General features: G+C 57.3%; 20 protein-coding genes, 1 rRNA gene and 1 pseudogene. 13 read left to right on the forward strand and 9 right to left on the reverse strand.

The annotated features are described in order from the left end of the window. Positions 1-131, reverse strand: a pseudogene (locus H6G07_RS25800) (photosystem II q(b) protein); the annotation flags it as partial. A 1,226-nt stretch (positions 132-1,357) separates the two neighbouring features. Here H6G07_RS25800 and H6G07_RS25805 point away from each other — a divergent pair. Then, positions 1,358-2,761 carry a Sll1247 family protein gene (locus H6G07_RS25805; RefSeq protein WP_073611283.1) on the forward strand — a complete coding sequence of 468 codons (1,404 nt, stop codon included), beginning with the start codon at positions 1,358-1,360 and terminating at the stop codon, positions 2,759-2,761. A gap of 9 nt (positions 2,762-2,770) precedes the next feature. Here H6G07_RS25805 and larC read toward each other — a convergent pair whose 3' ends face one another. After that, on the reverse strand, positions 2,771-4,102 hold the full coding sequence (gene larC / locus H6G07_RS25810; protein ID WP_073611284.1) for a nickel pincer cofactor biosynthesis protein LarC: 1,332 nt from the start codon (positions 4,100-4,102) through the stop codon (positions 2,771-2,773). Positions 4,103-4,130: 28 nt separating this feature from the next. On the opposite strand from larC, the gene H6G07_RS25815 reads away from it, so the two are divergent. Together H6G07_RS25815 and H6G07_RS25820 are read left to right on the forward strand one after the other, a co-directional pair. Continuing rightward, positions 4,131-4,781, forward strand: a complete 651-nt coding sequence (locus H6G07_RS25815; protein ID WP_073611285.1) for an L-threonylcarbamoyladenylate synthase — start codon at positions 4,131-4,133, stop codon at positions 4,779-4,781. Between the two features lie 399 nt (positions 4,782-5,180). Then, positions 5,181-6,422, forward strand: coding sequence for a hypothetical protein (locus H6G07_RS25820; RefSeq protein ID WP_199312463.1), 1,242 nt, complete (start codon positions 5,181-5,183; stop codon positions 6,420-6,422). Here the strand turns inward: H6G07_RS25820 and H6G07_RS25825 are convergent. The 3 genes from H6G07_RS25825 to H6G07_RS25835 form a co-directional block, all read right to left on the reverse strand. Continuing rightward, positions 6,419-7,135, reverse strand: coding sequence for a response regulator (locus tag H6G07_RS25825; protein ID WP_171973123.1), 717 nt, complete (start codon positions 7,133-7,135; stop codon positions 6,419-6,421). The genes H6G07_RS25820 and H6G07_RS25825 overlap by 4 nt on opposite strands. Before the next feature lie 231 nt (positions 7,136-7,366). Beyond that, entirely contained in the window at positions 7,367-8,068 is a 702-nt protein-coding gene (locus H6G07_RS25830) for a rhomboid family intramembrane serine protease (RefSeq protein WP_073611287.1), read from the reverse strand. Positions 8,069-8,119: 51 nt separating this feature from the next. Further along, positions 8,120-9,040: a S66 peptidase family protein gene (locus tag H6G07_RS25835; protein WP_073611288.1), complete on the reverse strand. Its 921-nt coding sequence runs from the start codon at positions 9,038-9,040 to the stop codon at positions 8,120-8,122. Between the two features lie 70 nt (positions 9,041-9,110). Between H6G07_RS25835 and H6G07_RS25840 the strand changes: the two genes are divergently transcribed. After that, positions 9,111-9,269 (forward strand): CAB/ELIP/HLIP family chlorophyll-binding protein, encoded by a 159-nt coding sequence (locus H6G07_RS25840; RefSeq protein ID WP_139297227.1) that lies wholly within the window; start codon positions 9,111-9,113, stop codon positions 9,267-9,269. Between the two features lie 117 nt (positions 9,270-9,386). On the opposite strand, the gene argF is transcribed toward H6G07_RS25840, so the two are convergent. Further along, positions 9,387-10,310 (reverse strand): ornithine carbamoyltransferase, encoded by a 924-nt coding sequence (gene argF / locus H6G07_RS25845; RefSeq protein ID WP_073611290.1) that lies wholly within the window; start codon positions 10,308-10,310, stop codon positions 9,387-9,389. Between the two features lie 257 nt (positions 10,311-10,567). On the opposite strand from argF, the gene H6G07_RS25850 reads away from it, so the two are divergent. From H6G07_RS25850 to H6G07_RS25870, 5 genes are all read left to right on the forward strand, one after another. Continuing rightward, positions 10,568-12,991, forward strand: coding sequence for a CapA family protein (locus H6G07_RS25850; protein ID WP_073611291.1), 2,424 nt, complete (start codon positions 10,568-10,570; stop codon positions 12,989-12,991). Between the two features lie 114 nt (positions 12,992-13,105). Then, complete coding sequence (locus tag H6G07_RS25855; protein ID WP_073611292.1) at positions 13,106-13,975, forward strand: aldose epimerase family protein; 870 nt, start codon at positions 13,106-13,108, stop codon at positions 13,973-13,975. 213 nt (positions 13,976-14,188) lie between these two features. Beyond that, a complete protein-coding gene (locus H6G07_RS25860) occupies positions 14,189-15,211 on the forward strand; it encodes a permease (protein WP_073611293.1) in 1,023 nt (340 codons plus the stop codon). Positions 15,212-15,266: 55 nt separating this feature from the next. Further along, positions 15,267-16,064: a TIGR03943 family putative permease subunit gene (locus tag H6G07_RS25865; RefSeq protein WP_073611294.1), complete on the forward strand. Its 798-nt coding sequence runs from the start codon at positions 15,267-15,269 to the stop codon at positions 16,062-16,064. A 2-nt stretch (positions 16,065-16,066) separates the two neighbouring features. Then, entirely contained in the window at positions 16,067-17,707 is a 1,641-nt protein-coding gene (locus tag H6G07_RS25870; protein ID WP_073611295.1) for an Ig-like domain-containing domain, read from the forward strand. 7 nt (positions 17,708-17,714) lie between these two features. On the opposite strand, the gene pgeF is transcribed toward H6G07_RS25870, so the two are convergent. Then, positions 17,715-18,512 carry a peptidoglycan editing factor PgeF gene (gene pgeF, locus H6G07_RS25875; RefSeq protein ID WP_073611296.1) on the reverse strand — a complete coding sequence of 266 codons (798 nt, stop codon included), beginning with the start codon at positions 18,510-18,512 and terminating at the stop codon, positions 17,715-17,717. A 223-nt stretch (positions 18,513-18,735) separates the two neighbouring features. On the opposite strand from pgeF, the gene H6G07_RS25880 reads away from it, so the two are divergent. The 4 genes from H6G07_RS25880 to H6G07_RS25895 all read left to right on the forward strand — a co-directional run bounded on the left by H6G07_RS25880 (position 18,736) and on the right by H6G07_RS25895 (position 23,030). After that, entirely contained in the window at positions 18,736-19,563 is an 828-nt protein-coding gene (locus tag H6G07_RS25880; protein WP_084173725.1) for a biotin--[acetyl-CoA-carboxylase] ligase, read from the forward strand. 353 nt (positions 19,564-19,916) lie between these two features. Beyond that, positions 19,917-21,044, forward strand: coding sequence for a M23 family metallopeptidase (locus H6G07_RS25885; RefSeq protein WP_206756255.1), 1,128 nt, complete (start codon positions 19,917-19,919; stop codon positions 21,042-21,044). A 45-nt stretch (positions 21,045-21,089) separates the two neighbouring features. Continuing rightward, positions 21,090-21,518 carry an acyl-CoA thioesterase gene (locus H6G07_RS25890; RefSeq protein ID WP_073611298.1) on the forward strand — a complete coding sequence of 143 codons (429 nt, stop codon included), beginning with the start codon at positions 21,090-21,092 and terminating at the stop codon, positions 21,516-21,518. A 522-nt stretch (positions 21,519-22,040) separates the two neighbouring features. Then, a complete protein-coding gene (locus H6G07_RS25895; protein WP_073611299.1) occupies positions 22,041-23,030 on the forward strand; it encodes a methyltransferase domain-containing protein in 990 nt (329 codons plus the stop codon). On the opposite strand, the gene H6G07_RS25900 is transcribed toward H6G07_RS25895, so the two are convergent. Together H6G07_RS25900 and rrf are read right to left on the reverse strand one after the other, a co-directional pair. Further along, positions 22,991-24,073 carry a class I fructose-bisphosphate aldolase gene (locus tag H6G07_RS25900; RefSeq protein ID WP_073611302.1) on the reverse strand — a complete coding sequence of 361 codons (1,083 nt, stop codon included), beginning with the start codon at positions 24,071-24,073 and terminating at the stop codon, positions 22,991-22,993. The genes H6G07_RS25895 and H6G07_RS25900 overlap by 40 nt on opposite strands. 170 nt (positions 24,074-24,243) lie before the next feature. Beyond that, a 5S ribosomal RNA gene (gene rrf / locus H6G07_RS27235) occupies positions 24,244-24,337 on the reverse strand; the annotation flags it as partial.

Here is a 24,337-nt window from a genome sequence, read left to right on the forward strand (position 1 = left end):
GCAGCAAGCAGCGTGGGGATCATCAGTACGCCGAACCAGCCCACATACAGGCGGTTCTCGGTGCTGGTCACCCACTGGCAAAACTGCTCCCACAGAGAGGCGCTCTCGCGCCGCTGTAGAGTCGTGGTCATGATGTATTAGTCCAGGTAATGTTCTAAGTATGTTGCTGAGGTTTTGCTTCAGCTATCGTTACATTAGCACACACTCTTAAATAAAAGCGAGTAGAAAATAACCGATTACTCCCTTGGGGGGATAGGGAGTTGCAATCCCGTACAGTTGGTGGTGCAATAGAGTCTGCATTGTCCTGCACTCAGCGAGGGCAATCTTGGGGGCGTGGCGGAATGGTAGACGCTACGGACTTAGAAAACTGAGCCTTAGCGGAGAAATCTGCTAAGTGGAAGCTCTCAAACTCAGGGAAACCTAACTTTAGCTTTGGGTAACGGCTTCAGCCCTATTCCGATGCTAGACATGGCAATCCTGAGCCAAGCTGGCAACCTAAACTTGCCGGAAGGTGCAGAGGCCCGACGGGAGCTACCCTAACGTTTAGTCGAGGGTAAAGGGAGGGTCCAATTCTTAAAACCTGGTTCGGGTTTACCCAATCCAGGCAGCAGCGAAAGCTGCGGGAGAATGAAAATCCGTTGACCTTAAACGGTCGTGAGGGTTCGAGCCCCTCCGCCCCCATACCATTACTAATACTGAAGCGAGGCTTTACCCGAGAGAAGCCAGCGTGTTTGGCGATTGGACTATGATCCAGCGGGCCACAATGCTTGTAGTATTTTTCTAAGCTTTCCTGTAGAGTCCAGTTCCACTATCACCAAGCCGAGCAGCTATTTCAATAAGTTATGGCGTTACTTGCTCGGCATAGGTTAAAGACTTCAAATTATTTGCCAGCTCTCCGCTTAAAGGTCAGTGGAATATGTTCTGGTTATAACTAGGCACAATAGCTGATTAGGCTAAAGTCAGTATTGTGCTGTGTTACTTTACACAAATGATCTGCGGCTGTTACTTAAGTGCCCTAGGCACCTTAAGAGCTACGCGAATAGCTATTTTCTCCTGTAGAGGGCTAGCTGACGTCGGGGCATAACACCAAGACATGCATCTACCATCGGGTTCATTGGGTCTGGAATTTATCGGATTTGGATTGTTTAAGCAATTAGTCTGCGGCTAGATCTGCCAAGAGGTAAGTTTAGCCAGCGTTTTGACCATCAGAGTCTAGAGCGTCTGGCGGTAGCACTCTAGTAGATGCTGTTTGCTATTTGCAAGCAGCTAACTCAGGTCGCTTGCCAAATTACTTCCGGTAATTATGGGTCGAATCTACCAACCAATGTCTCGGGAAGCCGTGTCTAGATATCCTTCAATGGAGTCAAACGAGTATGGGGCTCGACCTGGGTTATCGCTGGCTCAAGCACAGCAGGTCATTTACGATTTTTTGCTAGAAATCGTAAAAATTTGGCATCCTCAAGACGTTTTGGAAGAGTTTCGCCATCTTTTCGTCCATCACACTGATTCGGTTAGCTCTCAAACACTGCCAGCGCTGCATGTCATATTGTTTGCTAATAATGAAGCAGAGTTTCGCAACACCATCAAGCGCTGTTGTTACATTCTCGTCAACAACTGGGAAGTTGCCCGTCAGTTTGACGCGATTCAGGATCTAGTTGACTTATTTTCTGATCCGCTAATCCAGCGTCGCACCCTATCGCCGACCCTTAAGCGGTTGCGCCACTGGCTGCTCCGATTTCTTGAGAGCAAGGATTTTGAAGAACTCAGGCTGTTTGCGGCTCGCTACACTGAGGAGCGCACCTTAAATCGCCCCGACGATTGGACCGCTCGCTATACTCCGTACCTGCTGGTACCTCAGTACATCAATGAAAATAATCCTATCGAGCAGCGCCAGGCAGCCCGTGCCCTCTCTCGCCGACTGAAGGACAAGTTTAAGTTTGACCTGGCTATGTATACAGCCCATAGCCAGTCGGGACAAACCCGCGATCGCCCCGTAGACAACCCCACAGCCTTGGGAGACAGTGCCCTTCGCCTAGTCAAGGCAATTGTGGCCAGACGGGGCGAATTTAGCTATAGAAACCTAGCGCGCTTGTTTTTAGAACAGGTCAAAGAAAGCAGCTACGGTGATTTTAAGAAAAGTTTGACTCGGTATTTGCTCTACACCGTCAGCGGCAACCCAATCTCTAAACAGATTCAGGAAAGGCTAGATGCACGGCTAGTCGACCTTTATACAGAGTCTGATTATGAGCCCTGGGATTCATCACTGGTGTTGCGCACCAGCAATCGGGTCGTCGACTACTTAATGACGGAGGATCAAAAACAGCCTTCGCCCTTGTTTTCGATGGTGTTATCCCAGGGCAATGCCCTGACTCTAGCGATTATTTTGCTTAAGCTAGCGCTGGTTTCGCGCCAGACGCTCCCCTACATGGAAACGAGAATTGCCACCCTGATTCGCTACTACGAGCAATTTCCCCGTAGCGAGTGTCAGTGGGTCATTAACTTTTTGGAGGTGTTCCAAATTACGTTTGCCATCTATGGCGATAACACGGAGTACAACCTGGTGAAGGTGACCCAACGTGAGCAAAGGCCAGAAGCCCTATTTCTCGCCGAACGCCAGGGGCTAGATACCTTCAGAATTTTTTCCCAGAAGCTGAAACAGGTGCGTCCCGATATCCTGGCAAGTGCTGATCTAGCGGTGGGGAAAGAAGACCACTTCAGTGAAGAAGAGATAGACCAGCTAAACCTTGACGATCAGACTTAAGTCCTGGAGCTAGAGCGCCGCGTCAGCCTGTTGATACCACAGACTGAGTGCCGTCTGGTGCACCGTTTGCCAAGGAATGTTGTGATGGCGGGCCAAGGCGGCACAGTCTTCGTACTCTGGATGGACATTGAGCACCGCCTGGGTGTGGGGGTGATAAGCCAGTTTCAAAGCTACTGGGCCGTAGGGCGTCTCAAGGGTTACTGTGTGGCGGGGCAGCACCCACCGCTGCTGAGTTTGGCGGCGAATGCCTAGGGTAGAGGTTTCGGCAAACAAAATGTCTGTGCAGTGGGGTTCGTCTTCAGGACGGCAAAGCACCGTAATGAGTAGCCCAGGTCGAGATTTTTTCATCGCTACGGGCTGGGTGAAGAGATCAAGAGCACCGGCTGCTAAAAGGCGATCGTAAAGGTAGCCTACGGCCTGGGGCAGCAGATCGTCGACCTGAGTTTCAAGCAGGGTAACGGTGTCGGAATCGTAGGGAACCTCGGCTGGGGCTGACTGTACCACCGCTGCTACTGGAATCGCTGGTGAGGCCGCTTCCCCAATCCACAGGCGCAGCACGTTAGCAACGGGCAGCTCTTTTCCCCCGGCTCCCAGTCCGGTACAGCGTAGGGTCATAGCAGGAGGGTCGCCGAAGGATTCAGCGAGGGCAGTGACGATCGCCGCTCCAGTCGGGGTTACCAGTTCTCCGTCCAAGCCGTTGCTGTAAATTGGCACCTGGCGCTGTTCTAGCAGCTTGAGAACGGCGGGGGCGGGGACGGGCAGCCAGCCGTGGGCAGCTCGCACCCGCCCACGGCCAGTGGGCAGGGGAGAACAGAATAGCTGCTCGACGCCGAGGTAATCGAGCCCCAGGCAGGTGCCGACGATATCTACAATGGCGTCGGTCGCGCCAACCTCATGGAAATGCACCTGGTCTACGGCAATGCCGTGAACCGCCGCCTCGGCCTCAGCCAGGCGACGAAACACAGCTAGGCTCCAGCGCTGGGCGCGATCGGGCAGGGCAGCCTGGGTAATCAGGTGCTCGATCGCAGGCAGATTGCGGGTGACAGTTGAGGGCGCGATCGCCGCGCCAGAACCCTGGTCGTACTCGGCAGCCGCCGCGTGATGGGAATGGTCTCCATGGCGATGCTCCCCTGGAGACGAGGTCAGCGCGACTTCGGCGTGGAGCGCACGCAACCCCCGACGGTGGGTCGGCGTTACGGTGAGGGTAAATTCATGGCTCAGCCCCAGGGTAGCCAGCTGGGTATGCAGATACGACAGCGGCACGCCGGCGTCTACCAAGGCAGCCAGGCACATATCGCCAGCAATGCCCGAGGGGCAATCGAGGTAAGCTAGGGTTTTCAACAGAGCAACCGCAGCGGGGACAGGGACAATGGCAACAACCTACAAACTACATCCTGACAACCCGCAGAGCCGCAAAGTAGAGGCCGTTGTCTCAGCACTGCGGCAGGGGGCGGTAGCCCTTTACCCCACCGATACAGTTTACGCGATCGGCTGTGACCTCAACCATCGCGGGGCGGTGCAACGGGTGCGCCAAATCAAGCAGTTGGCCAACGATAAACCCCTCACCTTTCTCTGCGCCTCGCTGTCGAATATTGCTGACTATGCGGTCGTTAGCGATGGTGCCTACCGCCTGATCAAACGACTAATTCCGGGGCCGTTTACGTTTTTGCTGCCCGCCACGCGGCAGGTGCCCCGACTAGTGATGAACCCTAAGCGGCGTACTACAGGCATTCGGGTACCCGACCATGCCATTTGCCTGGCTTTGGTCGAAACGTTGCAAAATCCAATTATTTCGACCTCAGCCTTGACACTGCTACCAGAGGCGACCAAAGGACGCCCTTTGGACAAAATGACGATGTTTGACACCCTCGAAAAATTGGTGGACATCGTGATCGACGACGATCGCCCCCTGGCCCATGAAGTCTCGACCATTCTGGATATGGAGGGGGAGAATCCCTTGATGATTCGCAAGGGGCTGGGGTGGGAAACGGCTTTGGACTGGGGTGCTCAGCCGGTGTAGCTGCCACTGGCTGGGCTACCGCCCATGGGGGCAACTGGGCAACTGGCACCTCAACCGGCAAATCCTAGGGACATCGCTTAGATCGCGATCGCCACAGCTATATAAGCCCCGCGATCGCGGGCTTATATAGCTGTGGACAATGCTGAAACTTCGTCAGAGCAGGACTTTTCAGCATCAGCAATTCACAGCAGATACAGCATTTTCCTGGGATAGTCAGATGAGCAAGCCCCTGCGACTGACCTGCGGCTAGGGCGGGTAGCTTTGAGGGCTGGCACATGCCTTGAGAAATCTTAGCGGCTGAAGCGGGGGTACATAGCAGCCCACCCGGAATTCACCACTTTACTGAGTGTCCCGGCTGGCCCTTCCCGATTTCAGTGTCGTTGTTAGGATTGGGTAACTATGAAGACCGCATCTACCTGCTTAGCCATGCCCCCATCGCCCCTTGGGATTTCACCACAGCCCTCAGAACCGTCACCTCAGCCCAGTGGTGACAGCACAGCCCCCATTGCCACCTTGGTAGAAGAGCTGTTTACAACTCATCTACAGCGCCGACTGGGGGGCATAGACGGGGTAATCCAGCGGCTCACAACAGAGATTGAGCGCATCTGCGCCATGAGCGATCGCATTCAGTCTTCAGGAGATGTCAGCCACTGGCAGACGGCCCTAGTGCGCCACCGGGTGAGCAAATGCCTGGCCTACTATGACATGGGCTCTAACCGAGGCCGGGTAGAACTGCACAGCAGCCTCAGCGCCATTGTCTACCGCCATGTGGCTCCCCACGGTAGCCATTTGGGGTTTAAGGGCCGCTATGCCCTGCTTGAAGATTTCATGCAGATTTTCTACATAGAAGTGCTCAACGCCTTTCGGCGCGAGCATGAGCTACCGGCTACCTATACCCCCCGCACTCGGCTGGAGCTGGCGGAGTATATGGCCTTTAGCGAGCAGTATGCCAAACGGCGCATCAATCTGCGGGGGGGGAGCCAGCAGCTGATTGTGTTGCGCGCCCAGGCCTTTAGCCGCCGCCAGCCCGCCGAGACCTCAGTGGATATGGCTCTAGTCAGCGAGGGGGCCAAGACTGAGGCTGCCGAAAGCCACGCCCGCAGTTCGGTGGTGCAGCAGGTGCGCGAAAAAATGATGGCCGAGGTCGATGACCCTGGCGACGGGGTGATGCGCGATCGCGTCATCAAAGCTCTGGTGCAGTACCTCAAAGACCAAAACCAGACTGACTGCATCGACTACCTGGTGCTCAAGCTGAGGGACTGCTCCGCCGCAGAAATCGACGATATCCTCGGGCTTTCGGCTCGGGAGCGCGACTATCTCCAGCAGCGCTTCAAGTACCACGTTGAGAAGTTTTCTCAGCAGCACGAGTGGCAGCTGGTGCACCAGTGGCTCGGAGCCAACCTCGAGGCGCGATTAGGGATGACGCCGACGGAGTGGGGCGATTTTTTGGCGACCTTGCCCTCCGACTACCGTCAGTTTCTCAACCTTAAACAACAGCAGATCAGCAACGCCGCCCTGACCGATGAGGCGATCGCCCACACCCTGGGCTGGACGCCGAAAAAGGTGCAGCGCAATTGGACTAAGGTGCTCAAGCTAGCGTGGACCTTTCGCAACCAGGTGCGGGGGGCGGAGGCGGGCTAGCCTGCGATCGCCTCTTCCCCGGTGCCCGGTGGCTCAAATTTGTAGCCCACACCCCGCACCGTTTGAATCAGGGCCGGTTGAGTCGTGTCTTTCTCAATCTTTTTGCGAATCTGGCCGACATGCACGTCAACTACCCGCTGATCGCCGACGTAGTCGTAGTCCCAAACCTTTTGAATCAGTTCTGCCCGCCGCCACACGCGCCCCGGGTGACTGGCCAAAAAGTGCAGCAGGTCAAACTCTAACGCCGTCAGCGGCACCATTTCATCGTTGAGCATCACCTCTCGCCGCACGGGGTCAATAGCCAGGCTGTTGAAGGTCAGACACTGCTGTTCTGCCGCCGTGACCGGGCGCTGGCGCTTGAGAATAGCGCCCACCCGCACCTCTAGTTCCCCGAGGCTAAAGGGCTTAGTCAGGTAGTCGTCGGCTCCTTCGTTAAATCCTCGAATTTTATCCGACTCGTCGGTGCGGCTTGTGAGCATGAGCACAAACACTCCGGTTCGCGACTGCATCTCTTTACACAGGTCGTAGCCGTTGGTGTCGGGCAGGTTGAGATCGAGAATGACTAGATCAGGAGTGAACTGCTCAAACACCGCCAGAGCCTTCTTACCGTCCTCCGCCGACTCCATTTCATAGTCCTGCTTGGCCAGGAACCGATGAATCAGATTGCGAATTGCGGGGTCGTCATCGACAACGAGGATCTTGGCTTCCGCCATAGTCATACCTTTCTGTAAAGTTAGCTAATCAGGATGATGGTCAGGAACCCTCGAGAGGCAGGTTCCCCAGCCCGTGGTGGGCAATGCCCTTTTAGTGCTTTTCAAGCCCGCTGTGCGGCATCAGTAATAAACTCACAAATAATTTCCTAGCTTACTCGAGAACTTTACGAAGTTACCACCTCAGCCGCCCGCCCCCACAGTTTGAGGCATTGGGCATCCGTGAAATCACGGCTATCGACGCGGCGATCGCACCTTACCGCCCATCAGCCCCAGCAGCGGGCCTAAAATTAGCCCAAACACAAACCCTCCTGAGTGCGCCCAGTAGGCGACTCCGCCACCCGAACCCGCTTCGCTGCCGAGGCTAGCGATACTAAACAGCGCCTGCTGCACAAACCAGAATCCCAAGAAAAAAACCGCCGGAATCCGAACGGTGGTGAAGAAGATAATCAGTGGAATAAAAGTGACAATCCGGGCTCGAGGAAACCGCAGAATATAGGCTCCCATGACTCCGGCGATCGCCCCGCTAGCCCCAATGGTTGGCACCGCCGAGGACGGATCAAAAATCCACTGGGTCAGCCCCGCCAGGGCTCCACAACCCAGATAGAAAATCAAGAATTTGACGTGGCCCAGTCGGTCTTCAATATTGTTGCCGAATACCCATAGATAGAGCAGGTTGCCCCCGATGTGAAAAAAGCCCCCGTGGAGAAACTGAGAGGAGAGCAGGGTAATCCACTCATAAATTGGGGCCTGAAGCGCCCCCTGAAAACTCTCGGTTAGCTGGGTTGGCACCAGTGCCCAGGCGTCAAAAAAGCCGTCAATGCCCTCCTGCGACAGACTGAGCTGAAACACAAATACAGCAATATTGATTCCAATCAATCCGTAGGTCACTACGGGGGTAATGCTGGTGGGGTTGTCATCACGAAGAGGAACCACGGCTGTACCTAAAACGTGACTCCATTCTAAAGACGCCTAGACGGTAAACACCTAAACCGCTGGCAGAATTTCGAGGCGGCCCGCACTGCCGTCCAGGCGAGCCATCGCTCCGACTGGCAGAGCGGCATTGTCGCCGTCGTGGCCAAAGGGCAAATTGGCCACCACCGGAATGCCCAGATCGCCGAGGCGATCGCGCAGCACCTCGGCCACCGCAAAACTGGGCACGCCGTCGGGCGGCTCGCAGCGGCTAAACCGCCCCAGAGCAATGCCTTTAACCTGGGAAAACTTGCCCGCCAGCCGCCAGTGGGTCAGCATGCGGTCAATGCGGTAGGGGGCCTCGGTGACATCCTCAAAGGCCAAAATTGCGCCAGTCAGATCGGGCTCATGAGCCGTGCCCAGCAAGTGGGTCGCCACCGTCAGGTTAGCGGGCCACAACCGCCCCTCCGCAACGCCCGCGCTCCATCCTTCGCCATGGAGCGCGGGCAACCCATGGCCCATCACCAAGTTTTTGAGTCGTTGCTGCGACCACTCGGGCTCCGCCGCCAGGGTGGTCAACAGCGGCCCGTGCACACCGACTATCCCCTGCTTGCCTAAACTCCACAGCAGGCTAGTGATGTCAGAAAAGCCAATCAACCACTTAGGCGGCATCGCCTCTGGCCACTGCCAACCCTCCAGCAGCCGGGTGCCCCCATACCCCCCCCGAGCACAGAGAATGCCCTTATAGGTGGGGTCTGCCAGGGCATGGCCTAGCTGATGGCGGCGGTTGGCATCCGACCCCGCTAGGTAACCCCAATGCTCCCTAGTGCCAGGACTCACATCTACCCCAAATCCCCAACTGCGCCAAACCTCAATGCCTTGGTTGAAGCTCTCTAACTCTCGTAGGGCACCGCTGGGGGCAATCACCCGTAGGCGATCGCCCGGCTTTAGCGGCGGCGGATAGCGCCATCCCCTCAATCCATCACCCGCAGACATCCCTTGACTCACCCCGGCACTCCACAACTAACTCGCTATAATGCTTAATAAAGCGTTACAAAAGAGATCTATGGCTAACATCCCCAACCCCTCTGAAACCCGCGAGTGGGGCTTTACCCCCGCCGCCGAAAGCCTCAACGGACGACTGGCCATGCTGGGCTTCGCCTTTGCCGTTGTGATTGAAGCATTGAGCGGCCAGGGCGTGCTGCACTTCTTGAATCTAATCTAGACCCCAAAAAGGGAGAGACAAAGACAGCGATAGGAGCATCTAAAACGTCCTTATCTCTCTCCCTCATCATTTACATTGACATTACCGCCGTCCCAAATTTCTTCGTTCTCCCTAGAGCTATTGAAGAACACTGGCCAACAGCGCTTTTTGGGCGTGCATGCGGTTCTCCGCCTGATCCCAAACCCGAGAGGCAGCCCCTTCCATCACCTCGTGGGTAATTTCTTCTCCCCGGTGGGCCGGCAGGCAGTGCAGCACGATCGCCTCTGGGCTAGCTTTTTCTAGCAGCGCATCATTGACCTGATAGGGCTGAAACAGCGGCAGGCGCTGGCCTGCCTCAGACTCCTGACCCATGCTGGCCCAGACATCGGTGTAGAGCACCTGGGCATCTTTGACGGCGGCCTCAGGATCGGTGGTGATGAGCACATGACCATTGCCCTGCATGAGTTGGTTGGCCTGCTTCACAATGGCCGGATCTGGCGCATAGCCCTCCGGCCCAGCGATGTGCACGTTCATCCCTACCATGGCGCAGCCCAGCAAGAGCGAATGGGCAACGTTGTTGCCGTCACCCAGGTAGGTCAGGGTCAATCCTTGTAGAGCACCAAACTCTTCTTGGATGGTCAGCAGGTCGGCCAAGATCTGGCAGGGATGCTCCAGATCGGTCAGGGCATTGATCACAGGAATCGAAGCGTAGTCGGCAAATTCCTGAATCTCAGCCTGGTCAAAGGTACGAATGGCTACTACATCTAAGTAGCGATCGAGCACCCGGGCGGTATCACTGGTCGGCTCACCCCGGCTCACCTGGGTCACCCCAGAATGGAGATCGAGCACCTGTCCACCTAGCTGATACATAGCAACCGAAAAGCTGACGCGGGTGCGAGTCGACGCTTTGCGAAACAAGAGACCCAGCACCTTCTGAGGAAATTGAGGATGGTATTTACCGGCCTTCAGCTCAGTAGCAAAGGTCAAAAGTTCTAGCAACTCATCAACACTCAGGTCACTCAGGCTTAGCAGGTCGCGCCCGCTCAGGGGTGGTGTGGACATGGGCAAGCATTCGTAAAAATAAGACACTAGCAGATTATTGGGGAAGCCTCTCTCTGGTCTGTATCCACAAGGGCAAAAGATCGCTACCGGGGCTTGCGGAGGTCGCCGAGGCTATCTCAGTACAGATGTGTCGCCCTCTTAAGTCTGCACTATCATTGGGGCATCGCATTTGCTGTGGTAGTTTCGCCCTTTAGCCGCAGGGTTTTGAGGGACGATCTATCGCTTTTCATTTGCCACCTTGTTACCCCTGCACATTTATGATTAGCGCGGTTATTCCTCCTCAGCCACAGGCGTTGCCCCAGGGGCCTTTGCTTCAGCCGCCCTCCGTAAAAGAACGGGCAGCGGCAGGATACTTTCGTGACATTGCCCTGTGGCTCAATCAACCCCTAACCCCCCACGGTATTTTTGTGCAGGTGCAGGCCGATCGCCCCGGCTGCCTACAGTTGGTGGTGGAGTTTCGACAGCCGCCGATTAAAGACCGCCTGCTGCGGTTTCTGTGTCACCGCGTGTGGCTGCTCAATTCAGAGCTAATCGAAGGGATTTTGGTAATTGCTCGCCCCTTAGGGCACCGCCGCGTGCTTTGGCAGCAGCGCGTCAAGATTGTTACCCCAGCCCTGAAGCGCCGCCAGAGCAGCCTCAAAGCCCAGGCCCAGCGCCAGGCGGCCTTGGCGATGCCGCCAAAAATTCGGCAGCCGCGCCCGAGCCCAACTAAAACGCTGTCGCGGCAGCGTTTACAAACCCTACGCGCTTTTGTGTTGTCGGGGTCGGCGGTAGCAGCCTTCGTCATGGGCTGTCTACTCGAAGTGATTATTTCTGCGCCGTCGCCGTCGCTGCCTCAGTTTTCTGCTCAGACCGAGGTGCTGACTGAGACAGACTTAGATCGAGACACTGCTCCGGTAGCACCCACCGCCCTCAGAGATTCTGGCGAGGGCAGGCCGGTCTCTGCTCCGGGCAGAAATTCAGCCGGGGCCAGTGGCAACCGCGCTACGGTAGTTGATACTGCCCTTGAACCCGTGGGCGTGATCACCCATCAAGCGGTCACACCTGCTCCGACCGATGATGTCACTCTACTGTTCGGCGGCGATATTTCGCTAGACGACATTGCCCCAGACAGTCTTACAGCTCCTGGCGGTTTTTTTGCTGACGTTGCCGAGTATGACCAGGCCGATTTGGCTCTAGTAAATTTGGCGACCCCTCTCGCTACGGCGGCCACCAACCTTCAGGAGGGGCTGCGGCATCAGACCCGCACCGATGCCGTCAATCTACTGGTGAACAGCGGTGTAGACATTATCAATCTCACCCACAGTAGCCTGATGGACTATGGGGCCGAGGGCCTCAACGAAACCCTCACCACCTTAGATAGCAAAGGGCTTTATCGCATTGGGGCAGGGCGCAATGCCCTCGAAGCCCGTCGCCCAGAGGTGCTCGATGTCAAGGGTAAGCGCATTGCCTACCTGAGCTACGCCATGGGGGGCAACAACGCGGCCCATGACACTGACGTGCTCAGAGAGCGGGCTGGGGCCAGCGACAAGGCGATCGCCAAAGAAGTCGAAACTTTTAAGGCCGCCACGGCCTTTAAAGACAGAGCCGGGTTCAACGCGCAAAACATGCCCGAAATCGTCGCTGACATTCAAGCCCTGCGCGACGAGGTGGATTGGATTGTAGTGAACTTTCGCTGGGTTGACCACCTCAGTGAGCAACCCAATTTCATGCAGACCAACCTGGCCCGCCTGGCCATTGACCAGGGTGCCGATGTGGTCGTGGGCTACCATCCCACCGTGATTCAGGGGGGTGAGATTTACAAGGGGCGGCCTATTGCCTACTCCCTGGGCGATTTCGTATTTCGCCCCGACGAGCCCCTCGAAAATCAGGACTCAGCGGTGCTCAAAGTCGGGCTTAAAGACGACCAGATGCGGGTTGAGCTGGTACCGGTGCGGGTGCAAGACTCTCATCCCAAAACCCTCCATGGCAAGGACAGTCAGCAGGTGCTCCAGCGCATTGAACAGGCCTCGTCGCAGTTTGACAAACCGCTCAAGTCACCCGTTGTGCTTGACCTTAAAACCCAGGAAGCACCGCCAGAAACCGTCAGCGACCCCAGCAGCCCCTTTGTCTCACCCGATGCGGAGGAGATTCTGCCAGTGGAGCTGGAGGCCGAACCGACACCAGAATCTAAAGACCGACTGGAGGACGAGGCTGAGTCCAAGGACATCCTGGAAGAGGCCGCTCCTAGCGAGGACTTGGATGTCCCTGAGGCTCTTGAGGACAGCAGTGAGCCTACCAACGGAGATCAGCCTGCGACAGACCCAGAGGTAGACCCAGAGACAGATCAGTCTTCTCCCACTGGGCCAGAATCTCTGGAGATGGAGGTTGAGTTTGACGGCGATTTAGAAGAGTGGGGACCTAAGGTTTCACCAGAGCAGCAGGAGTTTAAGCCTGTGCCGCCCGAACGCAGCGGCGGCACTTCGCAAAGCGCTCGGGAGCCAATTCAGAACGAGTCGCCCTCCGAGAGCCGCCCCAGTGAGGTTCCGGTGCCGCTGCCTTCCCCGATTCAGGTAAAGGCCAAGCCCGTTGCGATCGCACCATTGGTCGCCCCCCAACCTGCCGTTCTAACGGATGACGCTGAGGCCGAGTCCTGGGCCGACACCATACCCGAGACCCCAATCCCTACCGCAGGTGAATAACCCATCACTAGCGACTTCACATCTCTGGTAAAAAGCCCATAAATAGCTGTGGCTAGAGCCTCTGACGACAGAGAGCTGTGGTAACGTCTAGGCGTTGTGCCCCTAAGGTGCCCTGTGTTCGCCGTCGCCCTAAAAGCAGCCCCCAACCCCACCTACGCGCTGTCGGATACCGATACCGACACCCGGCTAGAACTGGTGCCCGATCGCGGCGGCATTGCTACCCGCTGGCAGGTGGAGGGGCAGGATATTTTTTATTTTGATGGCGATCGCTTCGCCAACCCAGAACTATCGGTGCGGGGCGGTATTCCCATCCTGTTTCCCATCTGCGGCAATCTGCCCGATAACCAGTACGAGCTAGATGGTCAGACCTACAGCCTGAAGCAGCACGGCTTTGCCCGCGACTTGCCCTGGCAGGTGACTCAGCAGGATGTGACGGAAGCGGCCAGCCTCACCCTAGAACTGGTCAGCAGCGATGCCACCCTGGCGCAATATCCCTTTGCCTTCAAGCTGGCCTTCACCTTTAAGCTGCGGGGCCACGTTCTCGAGTTGCAGCAGCAGTTCACCAACCTTTCAGCTCGGCCCATGCCCTTTTCTACTGGGCTGCACCCTTATTTCTTAGTAGAAGATAAATCTCAGCTAGAGTTTGAAATTCCCTCAACGGAGTTCCGCAACCACCTTACAGGCGGGGTTGAAACCTTTGGGGGCAGCTTTGACTTCGGCCAAGACGAGATTGACCTGGCTTTTCAGAACCTGACGGCTCCAGCAGCGACAGTCACTGACCACCAACTCAGGCGACGGCTTACCCTGTCCTGGAGTGGCGACTACACCAAACTAGTGTTTTGGACGGTAAAGGGCAAAGACTACTACTGTCTGGAGCCCTGGACGGCCCCCCGCAATTCTCTCAACACGGGAGAAAACCTACTAGTTATAGAGCCAGAACAGACCTTGGAAACCAACGTACGCATGGCGGTGGCTTTTCTATAGCTGCTGAATTGTTAGCTTACAGACTGACAGGGTTGTCGATAATCTCAAACTTATCCCCAGGATTCCCCTCTGTTCCAGCGATGGTGGCAGGGAGAGATGCCAGCAAGCTAGGCGATCCCCGCCACCGACAGGGGGCAACAAGATCCGCTAAAATGTGCTTCTGCCTGGGGGTAACCACCCGCCGGGAGACTTTCCCTGCATATAGCTGGCTCTATGACCCAACTTAATAACGGCATTACGCTATTTTTTAGCTTGCTGGTCGAGGCCATGCCCTTTCTACTGCTGGGGGTCATCTTTTCCAGCGTGCTGCTGCTGTTTGTCGATGAACAAAAGCTGCTGGCCATTATCCCTAAAAATGTAGTGCTGGCGGCGCTGGCGGGCAGCTTAATTGGCTTTCTGTTTCCGGTGTGCGAGTGCGGCAACATTCCGGTGGCGCGGCGGCTGCTGACCAAGGGCGCACCGACGGCGGTGGCGATCGGGTTTTTGCTGGCCGCCCCCACGGTCAACCCGGTAGTGTTTTGGGCCACCTGGATTGCCTTTCGCGACCAGCCCGAAATTGTGTTTCTGCGGGTGGGTTTTACCCTGGTGGTGGCCGTCACCATCGCCTTGATCTTTAGCGCCCAGACCGATGTGCGCCCGTTTTTACAGGACAGCCTCACCCGCATGATGGGGGAGCCTGAGCCTGCCATGCCAACCCCAGCGGCAGAAGAGATCTCGCCGCTGCTAAAATCGGGCACCTTTTTGATGCAGTCGCCGGGGCAGGTGCTCCAGCTCGATGCCCCGCCCGCCCAGGTGTTGGCCCAGGTCGCTGTCGCCGCCCCGCCCATGGCCACTCGGCTGCGGATGATGGTTGACAACATGGTGCTAGAGCTGCGGGAGCTGGGCGCGGTGCTGGTGATCGGCAGTGCGATCGCTGCGTTTGTTCAAGTCGCTGTCCCCCGCGAGGTCATTCTCAGTTTGGGCCAGGGGCCGGTGACTTCGATTTTGGCGATGATGGCCCTAGCTTGGGTGGTGTCGATCTGCTCGACGGTCGATTCGTTTTTTGCGCTGTCGTTTGCCTCCACCTTTACCAGCGGTTCGCTGCTGGCGTTTTTGGTGTTTGGCCCGATGATCGACCTCAAAAACATCAGCCTGCTGCTGACGGTGTTCAAGGGCCGGGCGATTCTCTACTTATTTGTGCTGGCGGCGCAACTGGTCTTTTTGCTCACCCTGGTGATGAATCTCTACACTGGCTAGGGCGAGCACGGCCCACTATCCTACCGACCCGCTCCCTCACCATTCCCTTTTGCCCATGACCTCAACGTCTCGTTCTAACGGTTCTCGCGCTTCGGGCGGGCGATCGCTCCCCTGGCAGGCCCTGGTGGATGCCGCCATGCTGCTGCTGTGGGGGCTGATGCTGCTGCGCTTTACGGTGACGGGCAAGCTCTACCTGCTGCTGCACCCCGACTACATGTGGCTGGCCCATTTGGCCATGGTGCTGCTGCTGGCGATGGGGGTGAGCCGCCTGGTGCAGGTAGGGCTGAGCTACCGCCAGGGAACCGGACAGCCCATTCGCAGTCAAGAGCATATGGCCCTGCTGCCCCGGCAGTTTAGCGTGGGCCTGCTGATTGCGATCGCGGTGTTTGGCCTGATTTACACGCCGCGCCCCTTTGCCAGCGAGACCGCCTTTCAGCGGGGCATTACCGATGTGCTGGGTCAGACGCGATCGCGGCCCCAGCGGTTTTCCCTCAGTGGCGACTCGGAGGAGCGCACCATCGTTGACTGGGTGCGTACCCTCAACGTCTACCCCGAGCCCGACGCCTACGCAGGTCAGACCGCCAAGGTGAGCGGGTTTGTCACCCACATTCCCGGCTGGCCCGACGAGTTCATCATGATTTCGCGGTTTGTGCTCACCTGCTGCGCCGCCGATGCCTACCCCGTCGGCCTGCCGGTGGAGCTGCCCCCCGGCACCGCCCGGCCCGCCCCCGACACCTGGCTTGAAATTGAGGGCACCGTGCAAACCAGCACCCTCGACGGCAAACGCCAGCTCGCCATTGGCGACCCCACCCTGACCGAAATTCCTGAGCCCCGCACCCCCTACGAATATTAACCATGGCCCGTCGCCGCTCTCGCCGCTCTCGCTCCCAGCCCCTCGATCGCCTGGCGATCATGATCATCGCGGGTCTCTCCCTGGCCCTGGTGCTGCTGATTCTTTCGGGCGATCACGCCACGGCGCGGGTGCGCGACTTTACCTGGCAAGACCGCCAGGTTGGAGCCGAAGACCAGGCGTTTTTGCTCACCTTTAGCCGCCCCATGGATGTGGCCAGCGTAGAGCAAAACCTCACCCTCGATCCGCCCCTGCCGGGCAAGGTGAGCTGGGCCGGGCGACGGATGGCCTACACCTTGACAGAACCGCTGCCCTACGGAGAATCGTTCAGCGTCAGCTTGAAGGGGGCGCGCGATCGCTACGCCGCCACCGCCGCTGGCTCTAGCCGATTTGAACCCTTCCAGAGCCAGTTTGAAACCCGCCCCCGCGCCTTTTTATATATCGGAGCCGAGGGCGACGAGGCCAATCGTCTGGTGCTAGCCGATCTGAGCAGCCAAGAGCGCACCATTCTAACCCCCAAAAACCTCTCAGTAATGGCCTTTAAACCCTATTCGCTGGGCGACAAGGTGCTTTTCTCAGCCAGCGACACCAGCCAGGCCGGCAGCCTGCTCAACCAGCAGATTTACACCGTCACCACGGGCCTCACCCCGCGCCCGCCCATCGACTTTGCCGCCCCGCGCCCGCCCCTGTGGCAGCAGTGGTTCCAGAAGAAAGCCGCTCCCTCGGGGGAAACCACCCTGGTGCTCGACAACCGCACCTACCAAAACCTCAAGTTTGACCTCTCCGCCGACGGGCAGACCATTGTGGTGCAGCGGGTCAACCAGCAGAACCCTGCCGACTTTGGCCCCTGGATACTGCGCCAGGGTTCCGCTCCTCAGCCGATCGAAACCGAACCGGGCGGCGACTTTTTAATTGCCCCCGACAGCCAGTCGCTGCTGCTGCTCCAGGGCCAGGGCACCGCCATTATTGATCTGGGATCAGAGAAAACTCGCGGCCCCAGTCAGCCCCTCGACTTTTTGCCCAACTACGGACGAGTGCTCGATCTGTCTGCCGACGGCTCGGCAGCCGCAATGGTCAACTTCAACCAGAACGACCCCGAGAAACGCTTTACCGAATCGCTGTTTTTAGTCACCAACCAAGGCCGAGAAGAAGAGCTATTGCAAGTAAGCGGAGCCATCGTTGATGCCCAGTTTGACCCTACCCGTCAGGTACTCTATGTGCTGGCCAGTGAGCTGGTCGAGGCCTCACCGGATCCTGATACTTTGCAGTCGGAAGATGCGTATGCTGAGCAACCGTTGCTGCTGGCTATAACCCTAGCTGACGGTAAAACCAGCCCACTGCTGCGTCTACCCCAGCAGCAGCGCATTCACATGAGCGTGGCCCCCGACGGGCGATCGCTACTGCTTGACCTGGCCGGACAAACTACCCCCGAAGGCGAAATCGGCAAGCCAGTAATTTGGCATCTGCCGTTGGTTCACCCAGTGGTCTCTCTCAATACCGCTGCCGAAGATGCTGACCCCACATCAGGCGTAGCCAAAACTGAGCCCACCGAGATCTCAGCCAAAGATACCGCTAGCCGCATGCCCACCGTTACTGATCCAGAAGAATTTCCCTTTAGCGGCTTCCAGGCCACTTGGTTGCCCTAGGCAGCAGCTACCGAGATGCCCCTGGCCCTCGGCTGACAATACCCGACCACTGCACCTGCTTTTCCCCAGTGCGGCGATAGGAGAAAAAGCGTTCGGGCTCTTGGAAGGTGCAGTGGGGCGCGATCGCCACCTGCTCCCGCCTCAGCCCCAGCTGCTCTAGCTGCCACCGATTGGCCAGCCGCACATCCAACCGCGCCTTGCCAGGGGCATCATCCCCCAGCACAGGGGAGTTTTCAAGCCGTTGCAGGTCTGCTACCACTGCTGCGTCATTATCAACAGAGCCAACGGCCTGGGTAAGAATTGTGCGCCCCACCGCTGCGGCCACCTCCACAGACACCTGGTAAACCTCCCCGGCGATCGCTGGGCCAATCGCCACCACCAAATCCTCCAACCGGCTGCCCTGGGCTTGAAGCTTGCCTACCGCCACCGGCACGATCGCCTGGGCCGTGCCCCGCCAGCCCGCGTGAATGGCCGAGACCTGCCCGGTAGCGCGATCGCCAATCAGCACCGGGCTACAGTCTGCCGAGCAGACCCAGAGGGCTTGATGGGGGCGATCGCTCAACAGACCATCGGCCTCAGCCATCTCCTTTGAATTGGGAACGGGCAGGTCAGCAGGGATTAGCACCTGGTTGCCGTGAACCTGCTTCACCCGCTGCACCGCTGCCGTCGCATCCAGGGCCGCCGTTAACACCTCAGGGGTTTGGGGCCAAAACTGTCGGGTAAAAAATCCGTGGGGCCAATCCTGAAGCAGATCACAGGTGAGGAACACTTGCCCTTGCCAGGTCTGCCAATGCCAATTTGCCATGTCGCCCCCTGTGGTGGTTATGATGCCGTAACTCTATCCGGCTCTATCGGGCCGGACAGAGACTGCTATATAGAGAAAGCGTTAAGCTGTAGCGCCGTTTTATCAAGTTCTATTTTGCGATCCCCTCAACCGTCTCCGTAGATTTCCTGAGGTGGTAGCGTGATCAGGTATTAGTTAAAGACCTATCCTAAATTTCTATATAAAATTCTAGGACGATTAGCGGGTGAACCTAGATCGACTTCGCCAGGCCCTCCTACAGCCCTCCAAAAACTTGGGAATCATGCCCGACTATCAGGCATTGCGCCCTCGTTTTCACCTCCACTGGGCCGAGCACATTGACTCCACCAACCAAGCGCTGGTTGCCATGATGGCGGCGGGCGCTCCGGCGGGCACGGTACTGGTGGCGACCGCCCAGCGGGCTGGGCGAGGGCAGTGGGGGCGGCAGTGGCAGTCGCCCCCTGGCGGGCTGTACCTGTCGCTGGGGCTGAAGCCTGATCTGCCTGCCTGCCGCAGCCCCTTCCTCACCCTGTCCAGCGCCTGGGGAGTGGCCACCAGTCTAGCCAACCTGGGCCTGCCAGTGCAGGTCAAATGGCCCAACGATTTGGTCTCTGGGGGCAAAAAGCTGGGCGGCATCCTGGCCGACACCCAGATCGAAAGCGGTCGGGTACAAACCGTGGTGATTGGTCTGGGTCTCAATGGGTTTAACCCAGTTCCCGACAGTGGCACCTCGATTCAAGCGCTAATTCAACCGGAAATGGCCCCAGGCCCGTTGAATAGCTTGGAGGGCCTGGCTGCGATCGCCCTCTACGGACTCATGCAGGGCTATCTCCACTGGCAAAACCAGGGTGATGACGCCTTTCTCATCGACTACCAAACTTGCCTGGCCAATCTAGGCCAGAGCCTAACGGTAGAAGGTCAGGCCGCAGAGGTCATTGGCGTGGCCCCATCGGGGAACCTGCGGGTGCAGGTAAAGCCCACACACAACGACAGGCCAGCGGTCAAGACGCTGGAGATTGAACCAGGTAAAGTAACTTTGGGCTACAATGCGTAGCGGCTGATCATATGGTGAAAAGTAATCACGCAGAGTCTATTCAAGCGCATAAACTCTCCGGAGTTTATCCTTCAGTAGCCTGGCTACAGATAGCATTGCTCGTTGGGGGCATGGGGCTAACCCATAACGGATCGGCCATTGCCGGAACTACCGATACCCCTGACTCGTCTGGGCAAGAAGTGCCAGTTGAAACCTCAGCTGACTATCTCATGCCGACACAGGGCAACGCTCACAGGGCTAGCCCTCAAGCGACGCTCAGTTTGCCTTCACCCTCCGTAGCACAGCCTGAGTTTACGCCTCAGCGCCCGTCTACCTCAGCCGTTGTGACATCCCCCCCTTCAGCGAGTTCGCCGATGTTCTCTCCGGTTCCTCCGCCGCCCCCAGCGGCTATCACCGTTACCGTTCCGGCCACCCCTACGGCCCCCACTATGGCAGAGAGCTTGCTGAAGCCCGCGATCGCCTCTACACCTGGCGAAACAGCGGCAACCGAGGTTCCCGCCGTCGCCCCTTCCGCTGAGCCGGTTCCTGCCGAAGCTCCTGCCACCGTAGTCCCCGAAGCCATCGCCGCTGATGAATCGGTGCCAGCGGGCTACAACAGTGTTTTTATCGATCCCACTGATTACAGCCTAGGGGCCACCCAAGCGCCAGCGGCTCGACCCGGTGGCTCCCCCAACGTAGTCTTTGCCGAACGCTCTAGCGGCTGCCAAATTACTGTCGCCGCTGGGCAAAGCAGCCCCAGTGCAGCGTGTGGTGTCAGTCCTGGGGCAGCCCCAGCCTCAGCTCCCCAAGGCGCTAGGGCTGCCAGCGCTGGCCAGGGTGAAATTCGAGTTGGCCCCATTGCCGTGAGTTCCCAAGGGGTGAGGCTGGGCAGCACCACCATCGTCAGCCGCGAAGCCCTCAACGAAAAGCTGCGCCCCCTCAACGTGCTGCGGCGCGGCAGTGAAGAATACGTATTTCCGCTGTCGGTGCCCGCGTCGATTTCATCGCTGTTTGGCTGGCGCATGCACCCCGTTGCCCAGAGCTGGCGGTTTCACTCAGGTACTGACTTAGCGGCCCCGATGGGTACCCCGGTGCTGGCGACCCGAGCCGGGCGCGTCTCGGTGTCAGACTTTTTGGGCGGCTATGGCCTAACAGTGATAATGCGCCACGATGACGACAAGCTTGAATCTCGCTACGCCCACCTCTCTCAGCTCGCTGTAGAAGCTGGAGAATGGGTAGAGCAGGGCGAGGTAATTGGTTTAGTAGGCAGCACTGGCACTTCCACCGGCCCTCACCTTCACTTTGAACTGCGTCAGCTAACCGGCGAAGGGTGGGTCGCAGTAGACCCAGTTGAGGTGCTGGAGTATGGTGTAGCCAACTTATTAGAGATCATTGACAACCCGATGCTAGCTCTGGGCCAAGGAGCCGCAAAGGCAGCAGAAACCGAAGAGAGTCTGCCCACCGAGTATCCCTTCCGCCCAGCCCAGCCCAATGCCAGCTAGCTTGGTGCTGTTAGCTAAGCTACAGCTAGAGTTGGGATAGCGGCTATGGGCTACATCTTTGAGCATCAGGTGCGGTTTCACGAAACTGACGGGGCCGGGGTAGTCTATTTCGCCAATGAATTAGTGATGTGTCATACAGCCTATGAGGCATCACTAGCAGCGGCGGGGCTAGATGTCACAGCGTTTTTTCGAGCCGAAACATTGGCCTACCCCATTGTCCATACCAGCATGGATTACCGACATCCGTTGCGGTGCGGCGATCGCGTCACCATTCACCTCACCCCCACCCGTTTAGACGACAGCAGTTTTGAAATTCAATATCAGCTCACGCTTGAGGATGCAGCAATGGCCCAAGCCGTAACCCGCCATGTCTGCATCGAAGTGGATAACCGTCGCCGCAGTCCGCTGCCCACTGAGATGGAGCAATGGCTAGCCCAATGGAGCGGTAACTCTCCCCAAACTGGGCAGGGCTAGTGATGGAAGGTAGTTGGCAGGAGTGGCTATTTGTAGGAGGGTATGTGGGGTTTTTAGTGGCGATCGCCGTCCTCGTTCTCATGACTCGCTCCGATCCGTAGCCCCAAACCTTTACGGTATCAAAAGAAATCCGGATGGCTACCCCAGTTGTGATGGGGCGATCGCTAGCCAAGCATCTCCACAGGTCTTTACGGGAACCTGAATCTTCCCGTGAAATCACCAAATTCTGTAAGCAACCCTTAAAGCTCGCCGTGTTGTTTCCGTAAATTCGCGGTGGTGCTCTCCCCATCTACCGTTGAGTCCGATAGTCTTAATACAAGCGCTAAAAGGGCGGCTTAAATTTAGCTTAAACGTCAAATAGGCGTCTCCTGATGGGGTTTCCCCCGGCTTCGGTCGGGGGTTTTTATTGAGGGCAAATCTGCTTAGCCCAAACGCCAGGGTTGATCGGGGGCCGCTAGCTTGTCACAATGAGGTAACAATCGACAATACAAACCGCAACGCAGCAGACCTTCCATATAATAAATGAACGTAATCGGAACTCTTAGCATTCTTCTTGGACTATTGGCTGTAGGAACAGCATTGTACCTACTCACCCCTCGCCGGTATCAATCTTCTAATACCGTAGCCAATTCCTACGATCAGTGGACTGAAGACGGCATTCTGGAGTTCTACTGGGGCGAACACATTCATTTAGGCCACTACGGCTCACCGCCACGCCGCAAAGATTTTCTCGCAGCCAAGGCTGACTTTGTCCATGAGATGGTGCGCTGGGGAGGCCTAGATCGCCTGCCTGCGGGCACCACTGTTCTCGATGTGGGCTGCGGCATTGGCGGCAGCAGCCGCATCCTCGCCCGCGATTATGGCTTTGCAGTTACCGGAATCACCATTAGCCCTAGCCAAGTACAGCGCGCCCGGCAGCTAACTCCCCCTGAAGTCTCCGCTCAGTTCCAAGTGGATGACGCCATGGCGCTATCGTTTCCCGATGGAAGCTTTGACGTGGTGTGGTCGGTGGAGGCAGGCCCACACATGCCCGATAAAGCCTTGTTTGCCCACGAGCTTCTACGGGTGCTGAAACCCGGCGGTGTACTGGTAGTCGCTGACTGGAACCAGCGAGATGACCGCAAAATTTCCCTCAATGTCTGGGAGAAACCCGTCATGCGCCAGCTGTTAGATCAGTGGTCACACCCAGCCTTTGCCAGCATCGAAGGCTTTGCCGAACAGCTCGAAGCCACCGGGATGGTTGCAGGCCAGGTCACCACCGCCGACTGGTCCCAGGAGACCCTACCCTCCTGGCTTGACTCCATTTGGCAAGGGGTCATTCGCCCCCAGGGCATGGTGCGCTTTGGGCCAGCAGGGATTGTCAAGTCGGTGCGGGAAGTACCCACTCTGCTGCTAATGCGGCTGGCCTTTGGCTCTGGGCTGTGCCGGTTTGGCATGTTTCGCGCCGTTCGGAGCACCCTAAATACGCCACGTCAGGCAACGGTGACTGCATCTGATAGGTACACGTCCTGAATTAAGTGAAACAGTTTCACCCCTTCTTCGAAATCGCGCTGGAAAGTTTTGCGGCCTGAAATTAGCCCCATCCCCCCGGCCCGTTTATTAATTACAGCAGTGCGGATGGCGTCGGCAAAGTCGTTTTCGCCAGAACCACCTCCAGAGTTGATCAGCCCCATACGCCCGGCATAGCAGTTGAGCACCTGGTAGCGGGTCAGGTCAATGGGATGGTCAGTGGTAAGATCGCTGTAAACACGGCTAATGGTTTTGCCGTAGGGCTGCCCTAGGGCTTTTGCTACGGCCCCGTAGCCATTGTTGACCTCTGGCAGTTTTTGCTTAATGATGTCGGCCTCGATGGTGACGCCTAGGTGATTGGCTTGGCCAGTGAGGTCAGCAGCGAGGTGATAGTCTTTATCTTGCTTGAAGGAGCTGCTGCGCAGGTAGCACCAGAGAATGGTTGCCATACCTAGCTCGTGGGCTCGCTGAAAGGCGGCGCTGACTTCTTGAATCTGCCGAGTCGATTCATCAGAACCAAAATAGATGGTGGCCCCGACAGCGACAGCGCCCAAATTCCAGGCCTGCTCGACATCGGCAAACATTATCTGGTCAAAGCGGTTGGGAGCCGTAAGCAGCTCGTTGTGATTGAGCTTAAGAATAAAGGGAATTTTGTGGGCGTAGCGGCGCGACACACTACCAAGAACTCCAAGCGTAGTGGCGACGGCGTTACAGCCCCCTGCGATCGCCAATTCCACAATATTCTGTGGGTCAAAATACATAGGGTTGGGCGCAAAGGAGGCCCCAGCCGAGTGCTCAATCCCTTGATCCACCGGCAAGATGGAGAGATAGCCGGTATTCGCTAGGCGGCCTGTACTGTAGAGCTGTTGTAGGCTGCGGAGAACCTGGGGATTGCGATCGCTCTGGGCAAAAATGCGATCGACCCAGTCTGGCCCCGGCAAGTGCAGCATCGACTTCGGCACCTTGGCCTTGTAGCTAAGCAGCTCCTCAGCCTCGGAGCCAAGCCAGTCAGCAATTGTGTTGGAAGATGACAGGGCAGTTACCATGGCATTGATTTGAGCAACAGCAGTGAATAACAAACGAGGCTATCTAAACGTTAACCCAAGATTTCAAGGACGTGAGCCTAAGCTCTATCCCCCCACTCTCCAGCGTCCGACCTTAAACATCATCAACACAAAACCCCCACTTCAATACTGGAGTGGGGGTTTCAATAAGGACCTGGCATCGAGCTATTTTGACAAGGGGCAACCCCCTCACTATCTTCGCCGCAGCTGCGTTTCACGACTGAGTTCGGGATGGGTCAGAGTGGG

It is taken from the genome of Phormidium tenue FACHB-1052 (genome assembly GCF_014696675.1).
GTDB classification, from domain to species: Bacteria; Cyanobacteriota; Cyanobacteriia; order Phormidesmidales; family Phormidesmidaceae; genus Nodosilinea; species Nodosilinea tenuis_A.